Genomic DNA, 24,164 nt, shown 5'->3' on the forward strand with positions numbered 1-24,164 from the left:
TGTGGGAGCGGGCTTGCCCGCGATGGCGGAGTGTCAGCCAACATCAATGTTGGATGTGCTGGCCTCATCGCGGGCAAGTCCGCTCCCACATTGGATTTGTGGTGTTTATTGGGTGGCTGGCAACCTGAGCTCCGCACACAACCCACCACCCTCGCGATTGCTCAATTTCAATGACCCGCCAATCGCGATGGCCAACTGCTGGGCAATCGCCAACCCCAACCCGGTTCCTCCCGTACTGCGATTACGCGAGTTCTCCACGCGGTAGAACGGTTCCATCACCTGTGCCAATTGCTCTTCGGCGATCCCCGGCCCACGGTCCATCACTTTCACCGACAAGCTGCCATCAGCCTGCGTTTCCACCGACAGCTCTGCGGTGCCGGCGAATTTCAGCGCGTTGTCTATCAGGTTCACCAGCACCCGTCGCAAGGCATGCGGCCGGGTGTTGATCACGGCTGCGCTTTTGCCGTCGAGCTGCACGTCTTTGCCCATGTCCTGATAGTCGAACACCAGGCTGTCGAGGAACGAATCCAGATCAGTGCGGCGACTTTCCTCGGTGGCCCCATGAACGCTGCGGGCATAGGCCACGCCTTCGCGCACCAGGTGTTCCATCTCGCCGAGGTCGTTCCACAGTTTGTCTTTCTCGCTGGAGTCATCCATGAACTCGGCGCGCAGTTTCATGCGGGTGATCGGGGTTTGCAGGTCGTGGGAAATCGCCGCCAACAACTGCATGCGTTCCTTGAGATAGGCCGCAATACGCGCCTGCATCGCATTGAAGGCCCGCGCAGCGTAGGCGACTTCGGTCGGGCCTTTTTCATCCAGGTGTACGGCGTGGGTGTTGGGGTCGAGGGTTTCCACCGCTTGGGCGAGGCGGGTGAGCGGGCGAATGGCGATTCTCACGGCCAGCCAGGTGCAGATAATCATCAGCGCCAGTTGCCCCAGCAACACCGCCGGCAACCACGGCGACAACGGCACCATCGACGGTCGCACGTCGATAGTGACGGGGCTGCCGTCCTTCAGTTTCAGGTGGGCCTGGAAGTGTTTTTTCGGACCGGGGATGTCGGTAAAGGTCAGCGGGTAATCATGACCGATGGCGTCCTGAATCGAGGTCACTGCAATCGACACATCGCGAGCCGCCATCGGCGTGCCCGGCGAGCCTTCATTCAACAGATAGTTGTAGTTGGCGCGTTCCAGACGCGGTAGCCAGTTCGGGCGTTCGTCGGCGGGCAAACGGTCGAGGATGGCCAGGGAGGTCGAAACGTCGGTTTCCAGGTTGCCCAACATGGTGTTTTTCGCACTTTCGTAACGCTCGTAGTACTGAGCTCCAAAGGACAGCACTTGGGCGAGGATCAGGCCGACCAGGAAAATCAGCGACAGCCGCGAAGCCAGCGTGCGGGGCCAGTGCAGCGCAAGGTTCATGACGGCGCACCGAGCACTTCCACCGGCAGGGAGAACACATAACCTTCACTGCGTACGGTCTTGATGTAAGCCGGCTCCCGGGCATCGTCCAGCAGACGCTGACGCAAGCGGCTCACCAGCAAATCGATGGAACGGTCGAACAGGTCGGCATCGCGGCCCTGGGTCAGGTTAAGCAACTGGTCGCGATTGAGCACCCGCTGAGGGTGATCGAGGAACACCCGCAGCAAACGATATTCCGCACCGCTGAGAGCGACCATGGTGCCGTCCTCATCCAGCAGATGCCGGGCCGAGGTGTCCAGGCGCCAGCGGCCGAATGCCAGCAGGCGCCCGCTTTCGGTGATCACCAGGTTCGGCGGCAGCATCCGCGTGCGTCGTAGCACGGCGTTGATGCGGGCGAGCAATTCACGGGCGGCGAACGGTTTGACCAGGTAATCGTCGGCGCCCATTTCCAGGCCGATGATGCGGTCGGTTTCATCGTTGCGAGCGGTGAGCATCAGCACCGGCGTGGCCTTGTGTTTACCGGCGCGAAGTTCGCGGCAGAGGACCAGGCCATCGTCCCCCGGCATCATGATGTCGAGCACGATCAAATCCACTGGCGTGGACTCCAGAAACGAGCGCATCTGCCGTCCATCCGCCACCACGGTGGTGCGCAGGCCGTTCTTTTTCAGGTAATTGCCTACCAGTTCCCGGATCTCGCGGTCATCGTCCACGATGAGAATGTGATCGACGTGTTCCATGGTGACCAAGCCTCTTGAATGGGAGTTGTCGTGCAGTCTATCGAGCCTTGGCCCGCTCGCCTGCCGTCGATTGTATTGCAGTGTATCTGGCGTATCAGCAGATACACAGGGACGCAAAAACAGCCGATTTCAGGGCAATGCTGTTCACTTAAGCGCGAGCTTGCTCGCGTCGGGCTGCGCAGCGGCCCCAAAAAATCTGACAACCCTTGCCGATTATTGTGAGTGCTACGCACTCAAGCGGGAGCAAGCTCCCTCGCCACAGGTTTCTCACGGACTCAAGACAGCATTGCGATTTCAGGGGTTTTGTATCGCTGTGTATCGCAGGCCTGCGCTGATACGTAGTGATTTACCCGCGCCTGTTCTCGACACAGACGGGATACCTCACGGGTTTCAAATAGGTTCCATCGAGGCAAACCCAACCGCCTCGGCTCAATCAACGATTGACCTATTGAAGCCTTGAGGAAATCACCATGAACACCAAAGCCGTGTACGCCGCCTGCCTGTTTGCTGCCCTGAACATCTGCACCTTGTCGGCCCGGGCCGAAGCCGATGTAACCCCTCAAACCTACACCTACGGCACGCACCTGGACATCCAGAAAGTGCTGTCGATGAAACAGGACGCCACCCCCGCCTGCGGGATTGTGAATGCCCGGATGACCTACCTGGATTCCCAAGGCAAAACCCGGGTACTGGATTACAGCAAATTCGCGGATGGCTGCAACGAAGGCAATTGAGGTCTGTAGAACCTCCACCGTTCTCATGTGGGAGCGAGCCTGCTCACGATGACGGCAGCACTTCAACATCCATGTGACTGCCAGAGCGCAATCGCGAGCAGGCTCGCTCCCACATGGAACTCGCATTTCAAGGTGATTCAATGTTCCTCATCGCATTCCTGGGCGGCATTTTGACCGTCCTCAGCCCCTGCATCCTCCCGGTCGTGCCGTTTCTGTTTGCCGGGGTTAAACGCACGCGTTCTTCGATCCTGCTCACCCTCGGCGGCATGGCCCTGACCTTCGCCCTGATCTCCAGCCTGGCTGTGATTAGCAGCGATTGGGTGATACAAGCCAACAACACCGGCCGCCATGTGGCGCTGATCGTGATGGTGCTGTTTGCCCTGTCGCTGATCTCCGCCCGCATCGGTGGCTGGCTGGCGCGCCCGTTCGTGCTGCTGGGCAATCGCCTTGATCCCAACACCCGCAAAATGTCTGGCCCGTTAGGCTCGGTGATGATCGGCATCGCCACCGGTCTGCTCTGGGCGCCGTGTGCCGGGCCGATCCTCGGGGTGATCCTCACCGGCGCCATGCTGCAAGGCGCCAACGCTCAGACCAGTCTGTTGCTGGTGGCGTACGGCCTGGGCAGCGCGTTGTCCCTGGGCACTTTGATCTTCGCTGGTCGCGGCCTGGTCAATCGCTTGAAACCGTCGATTCCGCTCACCGGTTGGCTGCGTCGCGGCACGGGGGCTGCGGTGTTGGTTGCCGCAGCGGTTATCTCCACGGGTGCCGACAACAAATTGCTCGCCAGCACCTCGTCCGAAGGCGTCACCACGGTTGAACAGCGCGTGCTGGAAACCGTACCGAAAGTGGTCGATTACTTCGTCAGCAAGGTCAAGGCCGACTCGACCCAGGACGCGGCCAAAGGCGCGATGCCGTCACTCTCTGGCGCGGTCGAATGGCTCAACTCGCCAGCGCTGAGCAACGATTCACTGCGCGGCAAAGTGGTGCTGGTGGACTTCTGGACGTACGACTGCATCAACTGCCAGCACACCTTGCCCTACGTGAAGGACTGGGCGAAGAAATATGAGAAAGATGGCTTGGTGGTGATAGGCGTACACACCCCGGAATACGGTTACGAACGCATCATCGACAACGTCCGCGAGCAGGTGAAAAAACTCGGCATTACCTACCCGGTGGCGATCGACAACAACTACACGATCTGGCGCGCCTTCAATAACCAGTACTGGCCCGCTCACTACCTGATCGATGCCAAGGGCCAAGTGCGTTACACCCACTTTGGCGAGGGCCGATATGAGACTCAGGAGCAGATGATTCGGCAACTGCTGGAAGAGGCCAAAACGCCTGCTGCATAACCCGTTTTCGGCGACGCAAGCCGATCTGTTAATGCGGCGTTACAGATAGGCGACCATGTATCGGAGAATGCCATATTTCGTGGGTTCTCCGGACGATCGGCAGGACGCCGGCGTATCCGGGAGCGATAGTTTGTGGACGACGGGATCATTGCCGACCCTGTCATCACCCTCAAGAAAAGGACGTTGCCATGCCTAAATACATTATTGAACGCGAGCTTCCGGGCGCCGGCGCACTGCCGCAACAGGAACTCAAAGCGATCTCGCAAAAATCCTGCGATGTGTTGCGCGAGATGGGACCAGAGGTGCAGTGGCTGGAGAGTTACATCACTGGCGACAAGATTTACTGCGTGTACATCGCGCCGAATGAGGGACTGATCAGGGAGCACGCCCAAAAAGGTGAATTTCCCATCAACAGCGTTTCCCGGGTCATGAACATCATCGATCCCACCACGGCGGAGTGAGCCGGACGAGTTCCAACCCGCAACGGAGCAGATTTCATGAGTACTCCCATTGACCTCACTGCCCTGAAAAACCGTCAAATGGCCTCGTGGGCCAGCGGCGACTACGCCGTGATCGGCACCACCTTACAGATCGTCGGCGAACAACTGGCCGAAGCCTGTGACTTGCTTTGTGATGAGCAGGTGCTGGACGTCGCCGCCGGCAACGGTAATGCAACGCTCGCCGCCGCGCGCCGGGGCTGCAAGGTCACGTCCACCGATTACGTGGCCAAGTTGCTTGAACGCGGCGAAGACCGCGCACGGGCGGAACACCTGGACGTGACCTTTCAGGTGGCCGATGCCGAGGACTTGCCGTTCGAGGACGCCAGTTTCGATGCCGTGCTTTCGACCTTTGGTGTGATGTTTACGCCGGATCAGCCCAAGGCCGCAGCGGAACTGGCGCGGGTGTGCCGTCATGGAGGGCGGATCGGCCTTGCCAACTGGACGCCTGAAGGCTTCATCGGCCAGATGTTCAAGACCCTGGGCCGCCACATGCCGCCACCGCCAGGCGCGCAACCACCTTCGAACTGGGGCACCGAAGCCTGGTTGCACTCGCAGTTCGATCAGCGCGACTTTCAGCTTCAGGTGACACGGCGGCTGTTCAACTTCCGCTATCGCTCGGCCGCACACTGGATCGACATCTTCCGTACCTGGTATGGACCGGTTCACAAGGCCTTTGCGACCCTGCCACCCGAAGAGGGCGCGGCCCTGGAAAACGACATGACTGAACTGCTGAATCGCCTGAACCGGGCGGGGGAGCGGTCGCTGGTGGTGCCCAGTGAATACCTGGAGGTGGTGATTACACGGCGTTGAGCCTTTGAGGAGGGCAATGTAGGAGCTGCCGAAGGCTGCGATCTTTTGATTTTGGTCTTGAAGATCCAAAAGATCGCAGCCTTCGGCAGCTCCTACAGGGGACCGCGTGCGGCGCAATTACTCATCCAGCCGCTCGGTGTACACCACCCACACACTGCACGGCATTTTGTACAGCAGATGTTCCACGGTGCTGCCAATCAACCGGCCCATGCCGCGATGGCCGACCCGGCCCATGACAATCACGTCGACGTCATAGGTATCGGCGTAGCGAGTCAGCACCTTGGTCGGGCTGCCCATGATCATGTGCCGTTGCTCCGGCGCGATGCCGTTGCGCGCGGCCAATTCGTTAAAGGCATCCTCCTGGAAGTCGAACAGGGTCTTGGCCTTGTCCGAGGCGAAAAAAGCCGAACCGTTTTCGAAGCTGAACTCGTCCGAGCTGATCGACGAAAGGTCATAGGCGTAGACCACGTCGAGCTCGGCATTGCAGGCACTCGCCAGTTTTGACGCTTCGTGCAGAATCCGGTCATTGAAGCTTTTGTAGTGGTCATCACGATGGAAGGGGTCCACCGCTGCAACGATCTTGCGCGGCAACGCATGCTTGGCATGGCTGACGAAGTGCAGCGGCACCGGGCATTCGCGCAGCAAATGCACGTCGAGAGGGGTAAAAACCAGCCGCGACAGCCGTGATTGGTGCTCCAGCGCCTTGATCAGCACGTCCATCGGCTGCTCTTTGAGGTGCGTCAGGATTTCCTCCAGCGGATTTTCGACCCAAGTCACCTCCGTGGTGACGTGCACTCCGATCTTGCGCAAAGGGCGAGCCTGTTCCTCAAGCCACTGGCGGTGGCGCTCGACATAGCCCAGACGCATCTGCTCCAGAGCCTTTTCGTTGACCAAGCCGGCGGTCGCCAGACCCTCCAGATAGTCGAAGGCCACGATATGCAGGGCCGCATCTTCGGCCTTGGCCAGCGCTGCGGCCCGGTCGAAGGCAGGGCTGTGTTCCATCAGGGGCGAGGCGACCAGCATGAAACGAGCTTGACCAGACATGACAAACCTCCCGTGGGTAAACGAGCAGACGACGGGCCCCCTGGATTGCGATGGGGAAGCGCCTGTGCGCCCGACGTGTGGTCATTCGATAGCCATTCAATCCTCTAAGTATTGACCATGATCAAAATCTCGTCCGCAAGCGGGCGATTAGCGTTGAGGTAGCGGTTGACTCGGTAAAAAGTGTGGGAGCGATCCTGCTCGCGATGGCGGAGTATCAGTCGACATCTACATTGACTGGAATGCAGTCATCGCGAGCAGGCTCCCACAAGGGAGATGGGGTTCGTGCGACCTATATAACCTTCGCGCCCCGTGCCTCCAGCAACTCCCGTAACACGGAACGGTGGCAGTGGGCCTCGTCTTCGCAATAACACCCTACCGCCAGCGACGTTTGATGGGAGAGGGCGGCCAGCAGGTCGAGCAGTTGACTGGGCGCGGGATGGTTCATCTCGGCCTTGAATTTGCGCTTGAAGGCTCCCCAGGCTTTGGCATCTTCCGCCGCTTTGGCTTCGGTCACCAATTCGGGGCTGGGGGACAGCAGCGGTTGCCACACGTCGTAAAAATCCCGGCTGGCAAATTCGGCCTTCGGTACACCACGGGGCGGGCGGCGTACCGTGCCCAGGCGCAGGCCTTCATTCGCGGTGCGGGGGGAGCCGAGTTGGACGATGTGGATGGGCATGATCGCAGTGCCTATTTGAGCCGCGAGCTGTCGAACCACTCCAGCGCCGTGCGCCAGAAGCAGATCCCCAGGAAGTACGCCGACATCAGCAGCCACAAACCCATCACCAGCGGATTGACGACCGGGTGGTTGACCACCAGCGACAAGCTGCACAGCAGCCAGATGGCCGTCACGGCAATGTTGATCGGCATGAACCGGCGCACGCGGAAGGGGTGCAGGAATTTCATTCGGGTCACGGTCAACAGCGCCAGGCCGATGACGGTGAGCAGAGTGATCCACGGCGATGGATCGATGATGTACAGGCACAGCGCAACCACGTTCCACGCGGCGGGGAAGCCCTGGAAGTAGTTGTCTTTGCTCTTCATGTTGACGTTGCAGAAGCAAAACAGCGACGACACCAGAATCAGCGACACGGTCAGCAGCAGGGTGTAGTCCGGCAACGGGATGTAACGGTAGATGAACAGGGCCGGGATAAATACATACGTCAGATAGTCGATCACCAGGTCCAGGATTGAACCGTCGAAACTTGGCAGCACCGACTGCACATTGACCTTGCGTGCCAGCGCGCCGTCCAGACCGTCGACGATCAGCGCCACGCCCAGCCACAGCAGGCAATTGGTCGGCTGGTTCTCCAGCAAGGCGAGGGTCGCGAGGAAGGCTGTGACCACGCCAGTGGCGGTAAAACCATGGGCGCCCCATGCTTTGAGCCTGGCAATGTGTACAGTGGATATCACGGGGGCGTTCTCCAGAAAGTGAAGCAAGCCAATGATCACCCTCTTGTTTAGGGCATCGGCAAACCGGGTCGGGTTGCAGGTATCGACCGGATTTGCAGGGATAAGGTTCACCACCCTTGAATCTTAGTCGCCGCGCAAAAAAATACCCCGGAAATATCCGGGGCAAGAATTAATGCGTTGTCCGCCTGTGCGCTCCATTCAAGGTGGGCGCAGCATAAAAGATGGCAGTGTCATTTCTGTCAGGAGTGGGAAGGGCAAGGGCGGCGCGGCATCCACCTGTAGGAGCTGGCGAAGCCTGCGATCTTTGATCTTCAGCGGTTTTGAAAATGGCCAGGATCAAAAGATCGCGGCCTGCGCCAGCTCCTACACAAATTGTGTACATCCCGGGATGCGGCCGGTGATTTCGGCAGCAGAAACGTAAGGCCGCAATTCTCGGCTGTCACCAGAGGCGTGAATCCCCCTGCGCTGAACTGCGCCGCGAGCCAGTGCCACGGCGCTGGCCCGTCTGTCCGGCCAATTTCAACGCCAATGGAATTTTTTTCAGGCACCGCTGCTCTGCTGATAGAGACGTGCTGATCCAGCGTCCTGCCACTGGCCGCAGAGCGAGAAAACCATTCCATGACTGCCCTGACACGACTTGAATCCCGGCCTGCCCACGAGCACGCGATAACTGTCGCTGGCGGCTTAAAGTCGCTCTATGAACAGTTGTTGCTGAACGACGATGGTGCGCAAAAACACGCGCTCGCCCGGGGCTTCCTGCAAGCACAATTGCAGCAAGCGGCGCAGCTGCCTGATGAGCTGCCACGGGACCTCTCGGCCCTGCAAAACTGGGTCGAACAGCACAGCGTCGATGTGGCCCGGCAATACGCCGATTACCTTCAGCAGCGCAAGGCGGGTGGGGCGCGACAGTTCTTCAGCAATAAAGCCCATGCGCTGTTTTTCCTGCAGGCAGTGGCCCCGACCAAACTGGTGGATGGTGCCTGGCTTTATGGGCTGTTGCCGCACTGGCAGGACCCGCGCTTTGACGGCCTGTTGTGCACCTATCTGGAGGAGTTGGGCGAGGGCAATCCGGCGCAGAATCATGTAGTGATCTACCGCAAACTGCTCGCCGAACATGGCTTGCCAGACACTGCCGCGATTACCGATGAGCGCTACCTGCAAGGCGCGATTCAACTGGCGCTCGGCTATTGCGCCGACGAGTATTTACCGCAAGTGATCGGCTACAACCTCGGCTATGAACAGCTGCCGCTGCACTTGTTGATCAGCGCTTATGAACTCAGCGAACTGGGCATCGATCCGCTTTATTTCACGCTCCACGTGACCATCGACAACGCCAGCATCGGCCATGCTCACAAGGCGGTGCAGTCGGTACTGCAATTGCTCCCGGTGGAGGGCGATCGCGATGACTTTTTGCGTCGGGTGGCGCTGGGTTATCGGCTCAACGACCTGGGGCAGGGCAGCCGGGCGATCATCGAGTCGTTCGACCTCGACAGTGAAGTCCTGAGCATGCTGGAACGCAAACGCCCGTTCGGCCAGCACATGCATTCCGACTACAGCCGCTTTGAAGGCAAGACCGTTAATCAGTGGCTGTCTTCACCGGAGCAATTGCCAGGATTGCTGGCGGCCATGGAAAACAGAGGCTGGATCAAGCGCCATCAGGACCCGCAGGCCAGTCGTTTCTGGCAATTGATCGATGGCGCCGGCGCGGCGATGTTCGGCGTATTCAGCCCTTACGAAAAACAATTGCTGCATGACTGGATTGCTGGCGACTGGAGCCCTGAACATCCGGCGGTTGCCGTACGACGTGGCAGCAGTGTGACGGCAGAAATGCCGGTGCCTGACAGCGATCCGGATATCCAGCGCCTGCACGCCGCGCTGAACGGTCTGAGCGGGCATGAGCAGATGCCGGTGTTGATGCCGTGGCTTTCGCCTCATCGGCATGCACATCCCGCGGGTCTGTTGGCAACGCGCCGGTTTGTCGAACTCAAATCCAGCCTTCTCTAGAACGCGTTTTATCAACGGGAGCGGTTTATGAGTCAGGAAGAACAGCTGTCTGTCGCCGACCTGGCGCTGGTGCGACTGGGACGGCGCCTGCAGGCTGACGGCTATCGCTTCATCACGCCGACGCCGCTGACCCATCAGCGCGTCAATAGCCGCGCCGAAGGCCGACGGGCCGAGACCCTGCGCGATGTTTTTGGCTGGTCGCGACCGTTCGAGCCAGGGCTATTGTCGGCGGATGAACAACGCCAGTTACAACAGGCGCAGGTGCTGGAGCCGTGCAACGGGCGGCTGAAAAGCAGGGTGCGCTGGTCCAGTCTCGATGACTTGCTGTTCGTGCATTCGGCCTTTCCGACGGAGGCCGCTGATTCGGTGTTCTTCGGGCCTGACACTTATCGGTTCGCCCAACTGATTCACGCCCATTTGCAGCAGAATTTCGCCCCGATCAGGCGCGCTGTGGACGTGGGTTGCGGTGCCGGTGTCGGTGCCATTCTGATTGCCCGCGCCCGTCGCGAAGCCGAGGTGTTGGCGCTGGACATCAACCCCGAGGCGCTGCGCATGACAGCCATCAACGCCGCGCTTGCCGAAGTGGCTAACGTCAGGGTCGAAGCCAGCGATCTGTTGCAGGATGTCGACGGATACTTTGACCTGATCGTCGCCAACCCACCCTACATGGCCGACCCGGCCGAGCGTGCTTACCGGCATGGCGGTGGCGCGTTGGGTGCGGAGTTGTCACTGCGGATTGTCGAGCAGGCACTCGGTCGATTGGCGCCCGGCGGCTCGTTGCTGCTGTACACCGGCGCGGCGATGGTCGATGGGCGCGATCCATTGCTGGAGGCCCTCACTCCGCGTCTGGAGGCTCCGGGGTTCGGCTGGACGTATCGCGAACTCGATCCCGATGTGTTCGGTGAGGAGTTGTCGACCCCCGGTTACAAACGGGTGGAACGGATTGCCGTCGTCGCGCTGACCGTGATGCGTCTCGGCCCAGGCATTGGGGAAAACGTTGATGAACAGGCGCCTGAACTTCGGCATTGAAGAAGAATACTTCCTCACCGACCTCGCTTCCCGGCGCATGCCGGGGCAGCCATCGGTCCAAGCGATCGAGGCGTGCAGGGCGGCGCTGGGCCAGTCGTTCGCCTATGAAATGTTCCAGGGGCAAATTGAAGTCGCCTCACCGGTATTCAGCAGTGTGCCGGAGGCTGCCGATTACCTGGCCACCACCCGCAGTGCCTTGCGACGTGCTCTGGAGCCGTTCGGCCTGGGCCTGCTCAGCGCCGGCAGCCACCCCTTGGCGGATTGGCGAATTCAGCAACCGACGGATCAGGTGCATTTCCATCAGTTGTTCGATGACTACCAGCGAGTGGCCCGGCGCAGCCTGTTGTCCGGGCTGCACGTGCACGTCGAAGTGCCCGGTCATCTGGATCGTATCCGCGTCATGAACGAAATCTTGCCGTGGGTGCCGCTGTTGTTGGCGCTCAGCACCTCGTCCCCGTTTTGGGAGGGCGTGGACAGCGGTTTCATGAGCTATCGCCAAGTCGCCTGCGACGAGTGGCCGCGCATGGGCATTCCGGAGTTCTTCGAGGATCAGGATGCGTTCGATGACTACGTCGCGCTGATGACCCGGACCGGCTCGATCCGCCAGCCCAGTGACTGTTGGTGGAGCGTGCGCCCGGCCGCACGGTTTCCCACGCTGGAGCTGCGCATCACCGACGCTTGCCCACGGTTGGACGATGCGCTGTGCATCGCTTCGCTGTTTCGCCTGATGGTCGCTGACGCCGTCGCGCAGCCGCTGCCCGGGGCGAACTTCAGCCGCGCGGCTTACTGGATCCTCAAGGAAAATCGCTGGCGTGCCAAGCGTTACGGCATTCACGGCACCTTCATCCGCCAGGACCACGAACCGACAATCTCGATCGAGCAATGGCTGGCCCTGGCGCAAGTGACATTTGCCGAGACCGCGCAGCAACTGGGTGTGCAAGACGTCTTCAAACAGGCCCGGCGCATGCTGATTGAGGGGACCAGCGCGGATCGGCAACGGTACGCGGTGGAACAGGCCTTGTGCGACGGACGTTCGATGCCCGAGGCGTTGGCGCAAGCTGTCGATCAACTGCTGATGGAAACCGGCGAACAACCTTGCGCCAGCCCGGCCTCGCAACGAGCGGTAGGTGAGCCATGAACAAGAACCTGGACGATTACAACCGCATGCGCGATTTCTCGGCGACCTCGGAACCGGCCGCCGTCAAACGCTCGGGCAAAAAAACAGCGAAGGATCATGCGTTGCAATTCTGCATTCAGAAACATGATGCCTCGCACCTGCACTATGACTTTCGCCTGGAACTCGACGGCGCGCTGAAAAGTTGGGCCGTGCCCAAAGGGCCGTCGCTGGACCCCAAGGTCAAGCGCCTGGCCATCCATGTCGAAGACCATCCGCTGGAATACGCTACGTTCGAGGGCACCATTCCCGAAGGGCATTACGGCGCCGGCGATGTGATCGTCTGGGACCGTGGGGTGTGGATTCCCCAGGACGATCCGGCCAAGGCGTACACCAAGGGCCGGCTGAAATTCGAGCTGCAGGGGGAAAAGCTTGGTGGTCTGTGGAACCTCGTGCGCACGCACATGCCGGGCAAGCAGGAACAATGGTTTCTGATCAAGCATCAAGACAGCGCCGCCAGACCCGACAGCGAATACGACGTGGTCGCTGCCGAGCCGGACAGCGTGCTCAGCGACCGCACCATTCTGGAAAAAAAGCACGGTACTGAAAAACCCAAACCGGTCAAAAAAGCCCCGGCCAAGGCGCGTAAGGAAAAGTCGGCACAACTGACGGGCGCGCGCAAAGCCAAACTGCCGGAGCTGCTCAAACCTGAACTGGCGACACTGGTCGAATCTGCGCCAGGCGGCGAATGGAGCTATGAGATCAAATTCGACGGCTACCGGGTCATGGCGCGCATCGACCACGACGAGGTCAAACTCTTCACCCGCAACGGTCACGACTGGACCCACAAATTGCCCCTGCAAGCCGAGGCACTGGCGGCGCTGGGGCTGGAGTCGGCCTGGCTCGACGGCGAAATGGTGGTGGCCAACGAGCAGGGCGTTCCGGATTTCCAGGCGCTGCAAAATGCGTTCGATTCCGGCCGAAGTGGCAGCATCGTTTACTACCTGTTCGACTTGCCCTATCTCAACGGCGTGGACCTGCGCGAAGTGCCTGTCGAGGAGCGCAGGGCGGCGCTGGCGACCGTGCTCAAGCCTAATGAAAATCCGCTGTTGCGATTCTCCGACGACTTTGGCGAATCCCCGGAGGCCTTGCTCAACAGTGCCTGCGAAATGAAGATGGAAGGGCTGATCGGCAAGCGCCTGGGCTCGCCTTACGTGTCTCGGCGCACCCGTGACTGGATCAAACTCAAGTGCAAGCATCGGCAGGAATTCGTCGTCGTCGGCTTCACTGACCCCAAAGGCGCACGCAGTGCTTTTGGCGCATTGTTGCTGGGATTGCACGACCGCGACAGCGGTGAATTGCGTTATGCCGGCAAGGTTGGCACCGGGTTCAACGAGGCGACTCTCAAGCGTATTTACGAACAATTGAAACCGCTGCAGACGAAAAAGCCGTCGGTGGTCAATCCGCCCAGCGGCTTCGAAGCCAAAGGTGTGCATTGGCTCAAGCCCACACTGCTGGCAGAAGTGGCCTTCGCCGAAATGACCAAGGACGGCTCGGTGCGCCACGCCGTGTTCCATGGTTTGCGTGATGACAAGCCTGCCAAAGAAATCACCGAGGAATTGCCGAAAACCGTGAACACTTCAGCCTCGAAAACATCAGCCTCGAAAACCGCCGCAGCAAAATCCACAGCGAAGAGGAAATCCTCCGCCGACCCAAAAACCGCCCAGTCGACTGTCGTGCCGTCGCAGATTGGCCTGGCCAGCGGCAAGGTGCGCATCACGCACCCGGACCGGGTGATCGATGCCAGCACTGGCACCACCAAGATGCAACTGGCGGAGTACTACGCCAGTGTCGCCGAATGGATTTTGCCGCAACTCAAGGACCGGCCGGTGGCGCTGGTGCGCGCGCCGGACGGCATCGCCGGCGAACTGTTCTTTCAGAAGAACGCCGAACGCCTGGCCATTCCGGGGATTGTTGCCCTGGACAAAGAACTGACGGGCCAACCGGTGATGATCATCAACAACGCCAAAGCGCTGATCGGCGCAGTGCAGATGAGCACGGTGGAACTGCACACGTGGAATGCCACGTCAGTCGATCTGGATAAACCCGATCGCTTTGTCCTCGATCTCGACCCGGATCCGGCGTTGCCCTGGAAAAGCATGATCGAAGCGACTCAGCTAACCCTCACGGTGCTGGATGAACTGGGGCTCAAGGCGTTTCTCAAAACCAGCGGCGGCAAGGGGATTCACCTGGTCGTACCGCTGACCCGCAAACACGGCTGGGACGAGGTCAAGGACTTCAGCCACGCGATCGTCAGCCACATGGCCAAATTACTGCCGGACCGCTTTTCTGCGGTGTCCGGACCGAAAAACCGCGTCGGGCGTATCTTCATCGACTACCTGCGCAACGGTCTGGGCGCCACCACTATTTGCGCGTATGCCGTGCGCACCCGCGAAGGGCTGCCGGTGTCGGTGCCGATCTTTCGCGAGGAGGTGGCCGAGCTCAAGGGTGGCAATCAATGGAACGTACATAACGTGCATGAGCGCCTGGCCGACATCGGTGACGAACCCTGGGCCGACCTGAAGAAAACCCGACAGACGATAACTGCCGACATGCGGCGGCGGGTGGGGATGAAAAAATAGTGAATCAGAAGGAAAGTGGCGAGGGGGCTTGTCGGAACGCCGCATCGCCCCGTTTGAGTGCGTAGCACTCACAAGATCTTTGGCACATCAGAGATTTTGGGGCCGCTTCGCAGCCCAACGGGGGCAAGCCCCCTCGCCACAGGCTCGCCGCCTCGACGCCTATTGCTTGCCGACTGCGGCAGCCAGCAGCGGCGCCACCTGTTCATCGGTCAGTGCGGCGTGGACTTCCATGCTCATGAGGTCGCTCCATTCCAGCACCCACTTCTGAATCGACACCGGATCACTGGCTTCTGCAATGCCAAAACCACTCGAGCCACCGACGGCATGCCAGCGCCCCAGCATCTTGACGTCTGCGGGTGGCGCGCCACCGGTCTTGAGAAAACGTTCGATTGCGCTATTACGCTGTTGCGGACTGATGGACCAACGGACCATGAATAACATCTGCCACCTCCTGCTACGGATTGGCACCTTTTATCTTCGCGCACATGGCTGGCGCCGGGGCCACGGCCACGCTTGTGTTTCCAGTTCCATCCTGGCTGGCCTGATACCCTTTCTCCCATCAGAAGGCATAGCAGCGGCCCGCGTTTCGCGTACGACCGCTGATCCTCTTTCAGGACATTTGAAACGAACATATCGAGATAACAGCGAGAACAATCAGGCATCACGCAACAAGTCGTTGGCATTGAGCAGCTCGTAGGCAATCTCCGGGCGCTTCTCCAGCCCTCGACGAATCGCCGCCGGAATCGACTGACGGGTTTTGCGGCACAGGCCCGGCAGTTCGCCGAGGGTGATGTTGATGCCGCGCATGGTGCGCACTTCATTGAAGCCCGGGACGATCTCGACGCGCAGACCCAATTGCTCGTACATCCGGCGTTGCAGCCGCTCCAGATCGCCGAGGCTCTGGAGATTCTCCAGGCGCTCGACCAAGCGCTTTTCCTCCGATCGGGTCAGGCTCAGGATGCGCAGATCCGCGCCGGGGGTTTCCAGCAACGGCTCACGCTCGCAGATGCAGGCTCCGGGCGGGCAGGGTTGGCGGATTGGAAGAGAGGTCGTCATGGGGTTCAATCATAGAGCGCTATGATCGGGTTTGCCCATGGGGTTGTTGTGCCGTTGAGCGCGATGTCTACATTCCTCTGCCGATCGCTTCTTCGAAGAGCATCGACGAGTCGAATGTAAACGCTGCTCAGCACTAAAGTGACTTGTGATGGTCAATAAATCCCGCGCGAACCGACCGGATCCGCATCGACATTTTGATCAAGGACAGTGAAAGCATGCTCGCCGCAATATAATCAGCAACCGCCTCCACCAGGTTCCGTGAATCGGGACTCGCCGTACGTTTACCCCTCAATCCAATTCGAAGATTTAAAGCATGCACCTACGCAAAATTGCAGTTGGGCTGTCGGCCCTTGTTTTGCTCTCGACCGGGGCAGAAGCCCGTAGTCTGCTGGATCTCATCAAGCCGCCCACCCAGCATCAGGAGCAAGTATCCCGCTCGGGCTCGATCAGCCAGAACGCGGCCCTGGGCCTCTATTCGAACAAACAGAAACAGGCATCGTTTGACGGCTGCGCAGAGCTGTTCCCGGCTGCGCAACCGATCAACACGGCCACTGTGCCTGCAACCATGAAACCCCTGGCCCTGTGTTCCGACAACTTTGCGGTGCTGTACTCGCAAACCAGCAAGACGCCATTGGTCGTGGTCGAACGCCTTAATGCCGCGCAGCTGCAGGATGCCAAAGGCGAGGAGCGCACCAACCAGTTCTACCCGGACCCACGCATCCCCAAGAGTGGGCGGGCAGAGTTGAGCGACTACCGTAGCCAACATCCGGCCGTGGACCGCGGCCATCAAGCCCCGGCAGCCGATGCTCCGAATCCCAATGCAATGGCTCAATCCTTTGCACTGTCGAACATGGTGCCGCAGGACCCAACCAATAATCGGAAGATCTGGAGTAAGGTCGAGTCCGATGTCAGAAAGTTTGCCAAGCGAGCCGATGGCAATGTTTTTGTCTTTACCGGCCCGCTCTTTGATTCAGGCCACACCACTATCGGCGACAACAAGGTCTGGGTGCCGACCCGTCTGTTCAAGCTGGTTTACGACGCATCGTCCAAGCGTGCCTGGGCCTACGTACTGCCCAACGCTGAAACTCGTATCGAGAGACCGATGGACTATGACGCTTTCGTGAAGAGTACCGGGCTCAAATTGCTGGGGAATCTACCGGTCACAGGTTCCGTAGGGCGCTCTTGATGGCTTGATGAATTGCACCCCAAAGGCTGGAGGCAACCGATGGGGTGTTTCATTCACGGATAAATAGCGGCGGTTCAAAAGTTGCTGCGATTTTCGGTTCGCACTCTTTGGCGTTGGCTGCGGAGTTTGCTTCATTGCCCTTTCGTTCATTCATCCATTGCTCTTTCTTGCGCTGCCTCTACCTTGTTTTGAGGTTGATAGAGTCGCGGTATGGTTGTGTACCCGGTACGTGAAGCGGCATTGCCAGTCGCCCCCTGTAACCTTGCTTTTTCCTCTTTCAACCATTCGTCCATTGCTCTTTCTTGCTCTTCCGATACCTTGATTTGAGGTTGATAGAGTCGTGGTATGGTTGTGTGCCCGGGAGGTGAAGTGGCATCGCGATTCGCTCCCTGTAACTTTGCGTTTTCCTCCTTGATCCATGCATCCATTGCTTTTTCTTGCTCCGCCGATACCTCGTTTTGAGGTTGATAGTGCCCCGGCGTGGCTATATATCCACTGCCGTCATAACTGGGCTCGTCGTTTTTAACGGTGCCATCCTTCAAACGCTCCGATGAACCAGCAATGCCTCCTAAACTTCTATCGTCCTTTTTAGTTTCAGTCGCAACCTGGCTTGAGTTTTGATTGGCAGAGTTTTCACTCGATTTAGCGGTGTTTGCGGTGGGTATATCACTAGCTGTGTTAGATTTCAGGGTGGGGGCAGCGGGAGCAGAGACGGTCTCTACTCTAACTTTTGATTTGTTTTTATTCGCCAATTTATTTCTGCTTTTTTGAACTTTCTTAGTCGTTGAAAAAGCGGAGTTCAGTTCTTTTTTGTTCTTTTGAATAAGATTGTCAATTGGAACGTAGCTAATAATTTGGTTGGATTTTCTTTTTATGTTCGAGTTGTAAAATTTCACTTGCTTCTGTGTTAGCTGAATATCAGCAATGGGCGGCAACCGAATGAGACCAATAATCGCCTCGCGAGCAATGGCGTATGTAAGTTGATCAAAGCTGTAAATAACACTATTACTTGGTTTTGGTAGGGTGGGGGAGAGTGTCATTACTTCAATGGCGCTATCATGCTTGGAGAGTGTTTTTCCTGCCACTAAATCTTTATATGTGTAAACAACGTTGCACTTCGTTCGGACTCCACCCCAAGTGTTGCTTACAGATACTGAAGATACTTCTGTGCTTATTTCAATGCGCCCACTGTAATGTCCAAATTCGATAAAGCGATCACTGTTATGAATTTCTTTCTGGGTCGCATTCTTGATAGCACTCCCCCAGTTTGAAATCTGTAATTCACCTGAAAAGCTATTGTCAATATTTACATTTTCTTTGTTTTTTATTTCTGCAGGAAGCACAATAACATCTACATTGTATGCAAAGTCATAATAGTCAATATCAGAAACAATGCTCTTGTCTCTTTCGCTTGAGATTTCTGAATAGTTTCTTATGTTGGCACAACTTGTAACTCCGAAAAAGCTAAAAGCCAGCAGGAGTAAAGCCGTTCTTTTTTTTATCGACATGTTACTCTCCTGGCTTTGTCGCTAACGTATAACAGTGATTAGGCCGGATTCGGCGATAACGAAATAATAGAAGTCTCTAGATAACTCTGCGCTACCGATTCCGACTTTTTTTAAAAGTCCCTGTAAATCATAGGCCTATATTTCACGCCCAACACCTCAGCACCACTAGCCGATGACAGACCGCGATCAATAGGTGGTCGGGGAAACTGAGTGCATCCCTTGGTTTTGGGAGGCCGCGTTTGGCCCAGGCTGTCGTGACTGGCCGAAATCCCCCGGGCTGACGTTCAGGGAAAACGAATCCGTTGTCCTTTTCCCCGGCGTCAAACCAAGGTTTCGGTGAGAGCGGGGCCTATGTGTGTTCCGAATGGAATTGCGCGCAAAGGTGCAGTATTTTGTATTTGTAGCACCCTCGTGTCGCAGTCCTGTCCAGGTTGAGAGGTGGCCTTCATGAACAACATCATCTACATCGTCGGGGCCGTTGTGATCGTCGTGGTTATCCTGTCGTTCCTCGGGTTTTCATAGCTTCGAAGACTCACTGAACGATTGCCGTGCGCCTTGCAGATGCATCTGAAGCAGTCAAGCCTTGACCCACCGTTGACGGCTCCAGCTGCTCAATGTATCGACCGCGAATACCAGTAACAGCATGGCCAGAATCACCGTGCTGGCTTGCGCTTCCTGGAACAGACTGAGGCTGACATAGAGCATTTGCCCCAAACCACCGGCGCCGACGAAGCCGAGCACGCTGGCCATGCGGATATTGTTTTCCCAGCGGTACAAGACGTAGGCCAGTAGCTGTGGCAACAGGTTGGGCAGGGTGCCGTAAAAGAAAGCCCACACGGCATTGCCGCCCTGCAAGCGGATGGCTTCGGCCGGTTCCGGCGGGGTGTTTTCCAGCGCTTCGGCGAACAGTCGGCCGAGCACGCCGGTGGTGTGCAGGGCTAGCGCCAGGGTGCCGGCATTCGGACCGAGGCCGGCGGCAAGGACCATCAGCGCGGCCCACACCAGTTCCGGAACCGCGCGCAAGGCGTTGAGCACCAGGCGCGATGCGCTCTGCAATGGCCAGCCGAAGCGCCCGGCCGCAGGCAATGCCAATAGCAGACCGAATACCACCGCGAGCAGGGTGCCCAGGGCAGACATGGCAATGGTTTCCAGGGCGCCGTGGCCGATGGCTTGCAGATGGCCGGAGCTCAGGTCCGGGCTGAGAAAACGCTGCGCATAAGCACCCATCTGCTTCAGGTTGCCGGTGCCGCCCAGCTCGCCGAGGTCGATGCCCAGGTAGATGAACGAGGCGATCACCGCTGCGCCGATGCAGAGCAGCAGTGCCAGATTGATCAGGCGATTCATGCCAGCCTCCAGCGCAGCAGGCGGCTGAGTTGATCGGCGAGCAGCACCAGCACGAGGAACGTCAGTAACAAACTGGCCACTTCACCGCCGGCGAACATGCGCAACGACAGATCTATTTGCTGGCCCAGACCGCCGGCACCGACAAAGCCCATCACCACCGAGGCGCGGATGGCGCATTCCCAGCGGTAAACCGTGTACGACAGCAGCTCCGCAGCGACATTGGGCAGGATCCCGTAGCAGAAGGCTGTGAGCCGACCGCTGCCCGATTGCAGTAGCGCGTGGGCCGGGCGCTGGTCGACCGACTCGAAAATTTCCGCATAGACCTTGCCCAACATGCCGCTGTAGGTAATGGCAATGGCCAGTACCCCGGCCGTCGGGCCGAGGCCGACGGCGCGCACGAACAGCAGGGCCCAGACGATTTCCGGCACGCTGCGCAGGAATATCAGCAAACCGCGTACCGGCCAACGCAGCAGTTGGCCCCAATAGCTCGGGTGGCCGGCACGGGAGGCCGCAGACAGCGACAGAGCGCGGCTGGCCAACAGGCTGGCGGGGACTGCCAACAGCAACGCCAGGGCCATGCCGGCCGTGGCGATGGCCAGGGTCTGCAGGGTGGCTTGCAACAACAGCTCAATGAACGCTTCGCCATGGGCCGGTGGCCAGAAGGCGGACACAAACCGGCCCATCTCGCTCTGACTGTCACTCGCCACCAGTACGCTGAGGTCCAATTCGCTGAAGTGGATGCCCGGCCACAGCAGGGCAAGGGCCAGTAATGTGAACAGCAGGCGGGACCGGGTGGCCGGATCTCGGGTATCACGGGTCAGCATCGGGGAATCTGCACACTCAAGGGCGCCGGAGCAATCGGTGGGGATAGCAGTTGTTCGTTGGCGTACAGCTTGTCGAGCAACTCACGGTCGACTTCGCTGGCCTGAAGGTCGAACAGGATCTGGCCATCACGCAAGCCGATGATGCGCGAAAAGTGCGCCAGGGCCAGCTCCACCGCATGCAGGCTGGCGACCAGGGTGACGTTGTGCTGCCGGGCATGGCTGCAGAGCACCGAAAGCGTGTGATGGGCCAACACGGGGTCCATGGCCGAAACCGGCTCATCGGCCAGCAACACCTCGGGCGCCTGGTATAACACGCGGGCAATGCCCACACGTTGCAGCTGTCCACCGGACAGTTGCTGGCATTGCGCGAACAACTTGTCACTCAGGTCCAGCCGGGCCAATGCCGCGCGTGCGCCCGGAATATCCAGTGGGTGCAGCAGGTTCAGCAGGCTCTTGCCCAGACCCCACTGACCCAGCTTACCGGCCAGAACCGCGGTGATCACACGCTGGCGCGGTGGCAGGGGAGGCGACTGATGGATCAGGCCGATGCGCGCGCGCAGACGCTGACGCTGACGGGCAGAAAGCTGCCAGGCTCGCTCGCCGAGCACCTGCAGCTCGCCATTGCCCGGCCGCAGGGCGGTGGCCAGTAGGTTGAGCAGGCTGGACTTGCCCGCGCCAGACGGGCCGATGATGGCGACCTGTTCGCTGGCACCGATGTGCAGGTCCACGCCACGCAGCGCCTGGACACCATTGGCGTGGGTAAGGCTGACTTGGGTTAGACGCAATGTCATTTGAGCAGGTCGGCGGCGCGTGCGGCTTCCTCGATGCCCTTATAGTTCTCGGGCTTGGTTTCGATGAATCGGCTGGCGGCCTGCAGATCCAGAATCTCCTTGTCCGCAGGCTTCGCCGGATCGAGGGCCAGGAAGGCAGCCTTAATCTTGGCCGTCAGCGCTGGATCGAGAGTCCCGCGCACCGTCCAGTTGTAGTCGAAGTAGGCCGGAGTAGTCGCAAACACTTTGACCTTGGTGGTGTCGACCTTGCCGGCGGCGACCAGTTTTTCCCACACGCTGGCGTTCAGTACCCCGGCGTCGACCTTGCCGGCCTGGACCCAGGCGGCAGTGGCATCATGAGCACCGGAGTAGCCGACGCGACTGAAGTAGGTTTCAGGCTTGATGCCGTCCTTGAGCATAAAGTAGCGCGGCATAAGACTGCCCGATGTGGAGGACACCGAGCCGAATGCAAAGGTCTTGCCCTTGAGATCGGCGAGGGACTTGACGGCAGGGTCGGCGGTGATGAATTTGCTGGTGAATTGGGCGTCCTGTTCGCGCTGTACCAGCGGAATGGCATTGCCGGTTTTCAGGCGTGCCTGCACGAACGTGAAGCCGCCCAGCCAGGCCAGATCGATGCGGTCGGTCGCCAGCGCCTCGACCACGGCCGGGTAGTCACTCACCGGCACGAACTCGACCTTCATGCCCAATTGTTGTTCCAGATAGGCGCCAAGCGGCTTGAACTTTCGCAGCAGTTCGGTCGGGGCTTCATCGGGAATCGCGCTGACTTTCAGCGTATCGGCGGCCTGCGCCAACAGGGTGCAAAAAGGCAGGATCAAGCTGACGGCCAATGCCAGGGTACGCTTGAACATGAAAAATCTCCGGTGTATTAACAAAAGAATGTCGAGGCGCCAAGCATGCCTGGCGCTTTGTGAGGGTAGACGAAAGGGAGCGATATTGACCGGTTTTGGCCCAATTGCAATCTGTTGCATCGGCGGGTTGAATCCAAAACGCAAAGCGGTCAATTTCCGGAACGCATAATACCGTTTGGGAGATCACCCCCCCACCAACGTCTGCATCATGATTTCTCTCGTTCCAGCGGCACCCTGCTAGTTACCGTCCGCCACCTTGCGTTCTATCTCCGCTATTTTTCGCCTGAGCTCTTCAGCCTCCAGCTCCCGGGCATGGGTTTGATTTATACCTTCGTTGTCGTTGTCGTTGTCGTTGTCGCTGTCCTCAAGCTCTGTTTCAACCACATCGTCGGGATTGCCAGAGGTATCGGCAGGCGGGATGTTCGAGGTCGTTTCTGATTCGTCGTCATTAACACGGTCATCATTGTTCATGTCGCTCACCTCCATTGGCCTATAAATTGGAGTCATCGGTGTGGAGGGAGTTCGGGTTTTTCAGCCTTTATGACGCGGTTCAATGCTTACTGTTTTCAATAACGCCTCTCCCTTGCCTCAATGGCATGTCGCAAACGCTCTCTCGCGTGTCGTCCCCGGCCACAACACCATTTTCGTCGATGATAAAGACCCGCTTCGTCACGGCTTTCAACTGGCCTGATCGGTCGCATAATTGCGCTAGGGCTTTTTGAGCTTCTGCAGGTAGCATTAGCTTTATTAGCGCACCTAATGACAGGTTGGTTAACGTAACCGAGTGGGTCGAACATTGATCGAACGACGTCAATTCAGCGGAGGCATGAAGGGGAAAAACCTCCGCTATCTAAATGAGAACCCTGGCGAGCCTGCTCGAATGACTCGGGCAGGCTTTTTGCTGCTCGAGCATTTCTCGCTGCCCGCGTTCACGCAAGCACTGGACACGATTGTTACGGCGAATCTTCTGCGCCCCGGCTTGTTCTCTTCCCGAACATTCGGCTTGAATGAGGGGGAGGTTGTCAGCGACCTGGGCCTGGTCATCCGGCCGGATGCACGTATCGATTCTTCAGCCATTCACAACCTGGACCTGCTGGTCATTTGCGGTGGCTACAGGACAGAACTGAAGGCGACTGATGAGTTCATCAGCCTGTTGCGAGCGGCGGCAGATCAGGGCGTCATTCTGGCCGGGTTGTGGAACGGTGCATGGTTCCTGGGCAGCGCAGGCTTGCTCGATGGATACCGTTGCGCCATTCACCCCGAACATCGCCCCGCACTCGCGGAAATCTCCAAGGCGACGCATGTCACCAGTGAACCCTATGTGATTGATCGAGACCGGCTCACCGCGTCCAGTCCCTCTGGGGCATTTCATATGGCGTTGGACTGGATCAAGGAACTGCACGATAAAGCCCTGGTCGAGGGTATCGAGGACATTCTTGCTTTCGAGGAGTCTCGCTACCGGCGCATCAAACCGGCTGAAAATATCTGTGTGAGCGCGCCGCTGCGAGAGGTGGTCAAGCTGATGGATGCCAACCTCGAAGAGCCTCTGGAGCTGGAGCAGCTGGCAGTCTACGCGGGCCGTTCCCGGCGACAACTCGAACGCTTGTTCAAGGAGCAGCTCGGGACCACACCGCAGCGGTATTACATGGAGCTGCGCATCACCGAAGCGCGTCGATTGCTTCAGCACACAGAACTGTCACAGGTAGACGTATTGGTTGCCTGTGGCTTTGTGTCGCCCAGTCATTTCAGCAAGTGCTATAGCTCGTACTTTGGCTACAGGCCTTCCAAGGAAAAACGGCTGGTCAAATAGCCGCT

General features: G+C 58.8%; 23 protein-coding genes. 10 read left to right on the plus strand and 13 right to left on the minus strand.

Going from position 1 to position 24,164, the window contains the following annotated elements; all coding sequences use genetic code 11:
• Window positions 1–105: 105 nt before the first annotated feature.
• Both AB7M26_RS16045 and AB7M26_RS16050 read right to left on the minus strand, forming a co-directional pair.
• Window positions 106–1,416 carry an ATP-binding protein gene (locus tag AB7M26_RS16045; protein ID WP_429385182.1) on the minus strand — a complete coding sequence of 437 codons (1,311 nt, stop codon included), beginning with the start codon at window positions 1,414–1,416 and terminating at the stop codon, window positions 106–108.
• Window positions 1,413–2,153 carry a response regulator gene (locus AB7M26_RS16050; protein WP_007896007.1) on the minus strand — a complete coding sequence of 247 codons (741 nt, stop codon included), beginning with the start codon at window positions 2,151–2,153 and terminating at the stop codon, window positions 1,413–1,415. The genes AB7M26_RS16045 and AB7M26_RS16050 overlap by 4 nt, the downstream gene beginning before the upstream one ends.
• A gap of 470 nt (window positions 2,154–2,623) precedes the next feature.
• Between AB7M26_RS16050 and AB7M26_RS16055 the strand changes: the two genes are divergently transcribed.
• The 4 genes from AB7M26_RS16055 to AB7M26_RS16070 all read left to right on the plus strand — a co-directional run bounded on the left by AB7M26_RS16055 (window position 2,624) and on the right by AB7M26_RS16070 (window position 5,549).
• Window positions 2,624–2,887 (plus strand): DUF2790 domain-containing protein, encoded by a 264-nt coding sequence (locus AB7M26_RS16055; protein WP_123499641.1) that lies wholly within the window; start codon window positions 2,624–2,626, stop codon window positions 2,885–2,887.
• A 140-nt stretch (window positions 2,888–3,027) separates the two neighbouring features.
• Window positions 3,028–4,239, plus strand: a complete 1,212-nt coding sequence (locus tag AB7M26_RS16060) for a cytochrome c biogenesis protein DipZ (protein WP_429385184.1) — start codon at window positions 3,028–3,030, stop codon at window positions 4,237–4,239.
• 188 nt (window positions 4,240–4,427) lie between these two features.
• A complete protein-coding gene (locus AB7M26_RS16065; RefSeq protein ID WP_123499640.1) occupies window positions 4,428–4,700 on the plus strand; it encodes a DUF4242 domain-containing protein in 273 nt (90 codons plus the stop codon).
• A gap of 36 nt (window positions 4,701–4,736) precedes the next feature.
• Window positions 4,737–5,549, plus strand: coding sequence for a class I SAM-dependent methyltransferase (locus AB7M26_RS16070; RefSeq protein ID WP_429379578.1), 813 nt, complete (start codon window positions 4,737–4,739; stop codon window positions 5,547–5,549).
• A gap of 117 nt (window positions 5,550–5,666) precedes the next feature.
• On the opposite strand, the gene AB7M26_RS16075 is transcribed toward AB7M26_RS16070, so the two are convergent.
• From AB7M26_RS16075 to pcsA, 3 genes are all read right to left on the minus strand, one after another.
• Complete coding sequence (locus tag AB7M26_RS16075; RefSeq protein WP_008073210.1) at window positions 5,667–6,593, minus strand: universal stress protein; 927 nt, start codon at window positions 6,591–6,593, stop codon at window positions 5,667–5,669.
• Window positions 6,594–6,882: 289 nt separating this feature from the next.
• On the minus strand, window positions 6,883–7,269 hold the full coding sequence (locus AB7M26_RS16080; protein ID WP_429385187.1) for a DUF488 domain-containing protein: 387 nt from the start codon (window positions 7,267–7,269) through the stop codon (window positions 6,883–6,885).
• 11 nt (window positions 7,270–7,280) lie between these two features.
• On the minus strand, window positions 7,281–8,003 hold the full coding sequence (gene pcsA / locus AB7M26_RS16085) for a phosphatidylcholine synthase (protein WP_429385189.1): 723 nt from the start codon (window positions 8,001–8,003) through the stop codon (window positions 7,281–7,283).
• Between the two features lie 618 nt (window positions 8,004–8,621).
• Here pcsA and AB7M26_RS16090 point away from each other — a divergent pair.
• From AB7M26_RS16090 to ligD, 4 genes are read left to right on the plus strand one after another with little or no spacing between them, the layout of a single operon-like run.
• The gene (locus tag AB7M26_RS16090; RefSeq protein WP_429385191.1) at window positions 8,622–10,007 is read left to right on the plus strand and encodes an iron-containing redox enzyme family protein; all 1,386 of its coding nucleotides are present in this window, start codon (window positions 8,622–8,624) and stop codon (window positions 10,005–10,007) included.
• Window positions 10,008–10,034: 27 nt separating this feature from the next.
• Window positions 10,035–11,036, plus strand: a complete 1,002-nt coding sequence (locus tag AB7M26_RS16095) for a methyltransferase (protein WP_429385193.1) — start codon at window positions 10,035–10,037, stop codon at window positions 11,034–11,036.
• On the plus strand, window positions 11,008–12,174 hold the full coding sequence (locus AB7M26_RS16100) for a carboxylate-amine ligase (protein ID WP_429385195.1): 1,167 nt from the start codon (window positions 11,008–11,010) through the stop codon (window positions 12,172–12,174). The genes AB7M26_RS16095 and AB7M26_RS16100 overlap by 29 nt, the downstream gene beginning before the upstream one ends.
• The gene (ligD, locus tag AB7M26_RS16105) at window positions 12,171–14,792 is read left to right on the plus strand and encodes a DNA ligase D (protein ID WP_429385197.1); all 2,622 of its coding nucleotides are present in this window, start codon (window positions 12,171–12,173) and stop codon (window positions 14,790–14,792) included. The genes AB7M26_RS16100 and ligD overlap by 4 nt, the downstream gene beginning before the upstream one ends.
• A 159-nt stretch (window positions 14,793–14,951) precedes the next feature.
• Here the strand turns inward: ligD and AB7M26_RS16110 are convergent, their stop codons facing one another.
• The gene (locus tag AB7M26_RS16110; protein ID WP_429379591.1) at window positions 14,952–15,233 is read right to left on the minus strand and encodes a DUF3303 domain-containing protein; all 282 of its coding nucleotides are present in this window, start codon (window positions 15,231–15,233) and stop codon (window positions 14,952–14,954) included.
• Window positions 15,234–15,446: 213 nt separating this feature from the next.
• Window positions 15,447–15,848, minus strand: coding sequence for a hypothetical protein (locus AB7M26_RS16115; RefSeq protein WP_008073195.1), 402 nt, complete (start codon window positions 15,846–15,848; stop codon window positions 15,447–15,449).
• Between the two features lie 313 nt (window positions 15,849–16,161).
• Between AB7M26_RS16115 and AB7M26_RS16120 the strand changes: the two genes are divergently transcribed.
• The gene (locus AB7M26_RS16120) at window positions 16,162–17,034 is read left to right on the plus strand and encodes a DNA/RNA non-specific endonuclease (protein ID WP_123499614.1); all 873 of its coding nucleotides are present in this window, start codon (window positions 16,162–16,164) and stop codon (window positions 17,032–17,034) included.
• A 146-nt stretch (window positions 17,035–17,180) separates the two neighbouring features.
• Here AB7M26_RS16120 and AB7M26_RS16125 read toward each other — a convergent pair whose 3' ends face one another.
• The 6 genes from AB7M26_RS16125 to AB7M26_RS16150 all read right to left on the minus strand — a co-directional run bounded on the left by AB7M26_RS16125 (window position 17,181) and on the right by AB7M26_RS16150 (window position 22,820).
• Window positions 17,181–18,542, minus strand: coding sequence for a hypothetical protein (locus AB7M26_RS16125; RefSeq protein WP_123499613.1), 1,362 nt, complete (start codon window positions 18,540–18,542; stop codon window positions 17,181–17,183).
• A gap of 576 nt (window positions 18,543–19,118) precedes the next feature.
• On the minus strand, window positions 19,119–19,886 hold the full coding sequence (phnE, locus tag AB7M26_RS16130; RefSeq protein ID WP_123499611.1) for a phosphonate ABC transporter, permease protein PhnE: 768 nt from the start codon (window positions 19,884–19,886) through the stop codon (window positions 19,119–19,121).
• The gene (locus AB7M26_RS16135) at window positions 19,883–20,710 is read right to left on the minus strand and encodes a PhnE/PtxC family ABC transporter permease (protein ID WP_123499609.1); all 828 of its coding nucleotides are present in this window, start codon (window positions 20,708–20,710) and stop codon (window positions 19,883–19,885) included. The genes phnE and AB7M26_RS16135 overlap by 4 nt, the downstream gene beginning before the upstream one ends.
• Complete coding sequence (locus tag AB7M26_RS16140; RefSeq protein ID WP_123499607.1) at window positions 20,704–21,501, minus strand: phosphonate ABC transporter ATP-binding protein; 798 nt, start codon at window positions 21,499–21,501, stop codon at window positions 20,704–20,706. Before AB7M26_RS16140 ends, AB7M26_RS16135 begins: the two co-directional genes overlap by 7 nt.
• The gene (locus tag AB7M26_RS16145; RefSeq protein ID WP_123499604.1) at window positions 21,498–22,349 is read right to left on the minus strand and encodes a putative selenate ABC transporter substrate-binding protein; all 852 of its coding nucleotides are present in this window, start codon (window positions 22,347–22,349) and stop codon (window positions 21,498–21,500) included. Before AB7M26_RS16145 ends, AB7M26_RS16140 begins: the two co-directional genes overlap by 4 nt.
• Before the next feature lie 237 nt (window positions 22,350–22,586).
• Window positions 22,587–22,820, minus strand: a complete 234-nt coding sequence (locus AB7M26_RS16150) for a hypothetical protein (RefSeq protein ID WP_429379602.1) — start codon at window positions 22,818–22,820, stop codon at window positions 22,587–22,589.
• A 325-nt stretch (window positions 22,821–23,145) separates the two neighbouring features.
• Between AB7M26_RS16150 and AB7M26_RS16155 the strand changes: the two genes are divergently transcribed.
• Window positions 23,146–24,159: a GlxA family transcriptional regulator gene (locus AB7M26_RS16155; RefSeq protein WP_185022212.1), complete on the plus strand. Its 1,014-nt coding sequence runs from the start codon at window positions 23,146–23,148 to the stop codon at window positions 24,157–24,159.
• The last annotated feature ends 5 nt before the right edge of the window (window positions 24,160–24,164 follow it).

The sequence above is a fragment of the Pseudomonas sp. F-14 TE3482 genome (assembly GCF_053629455.1).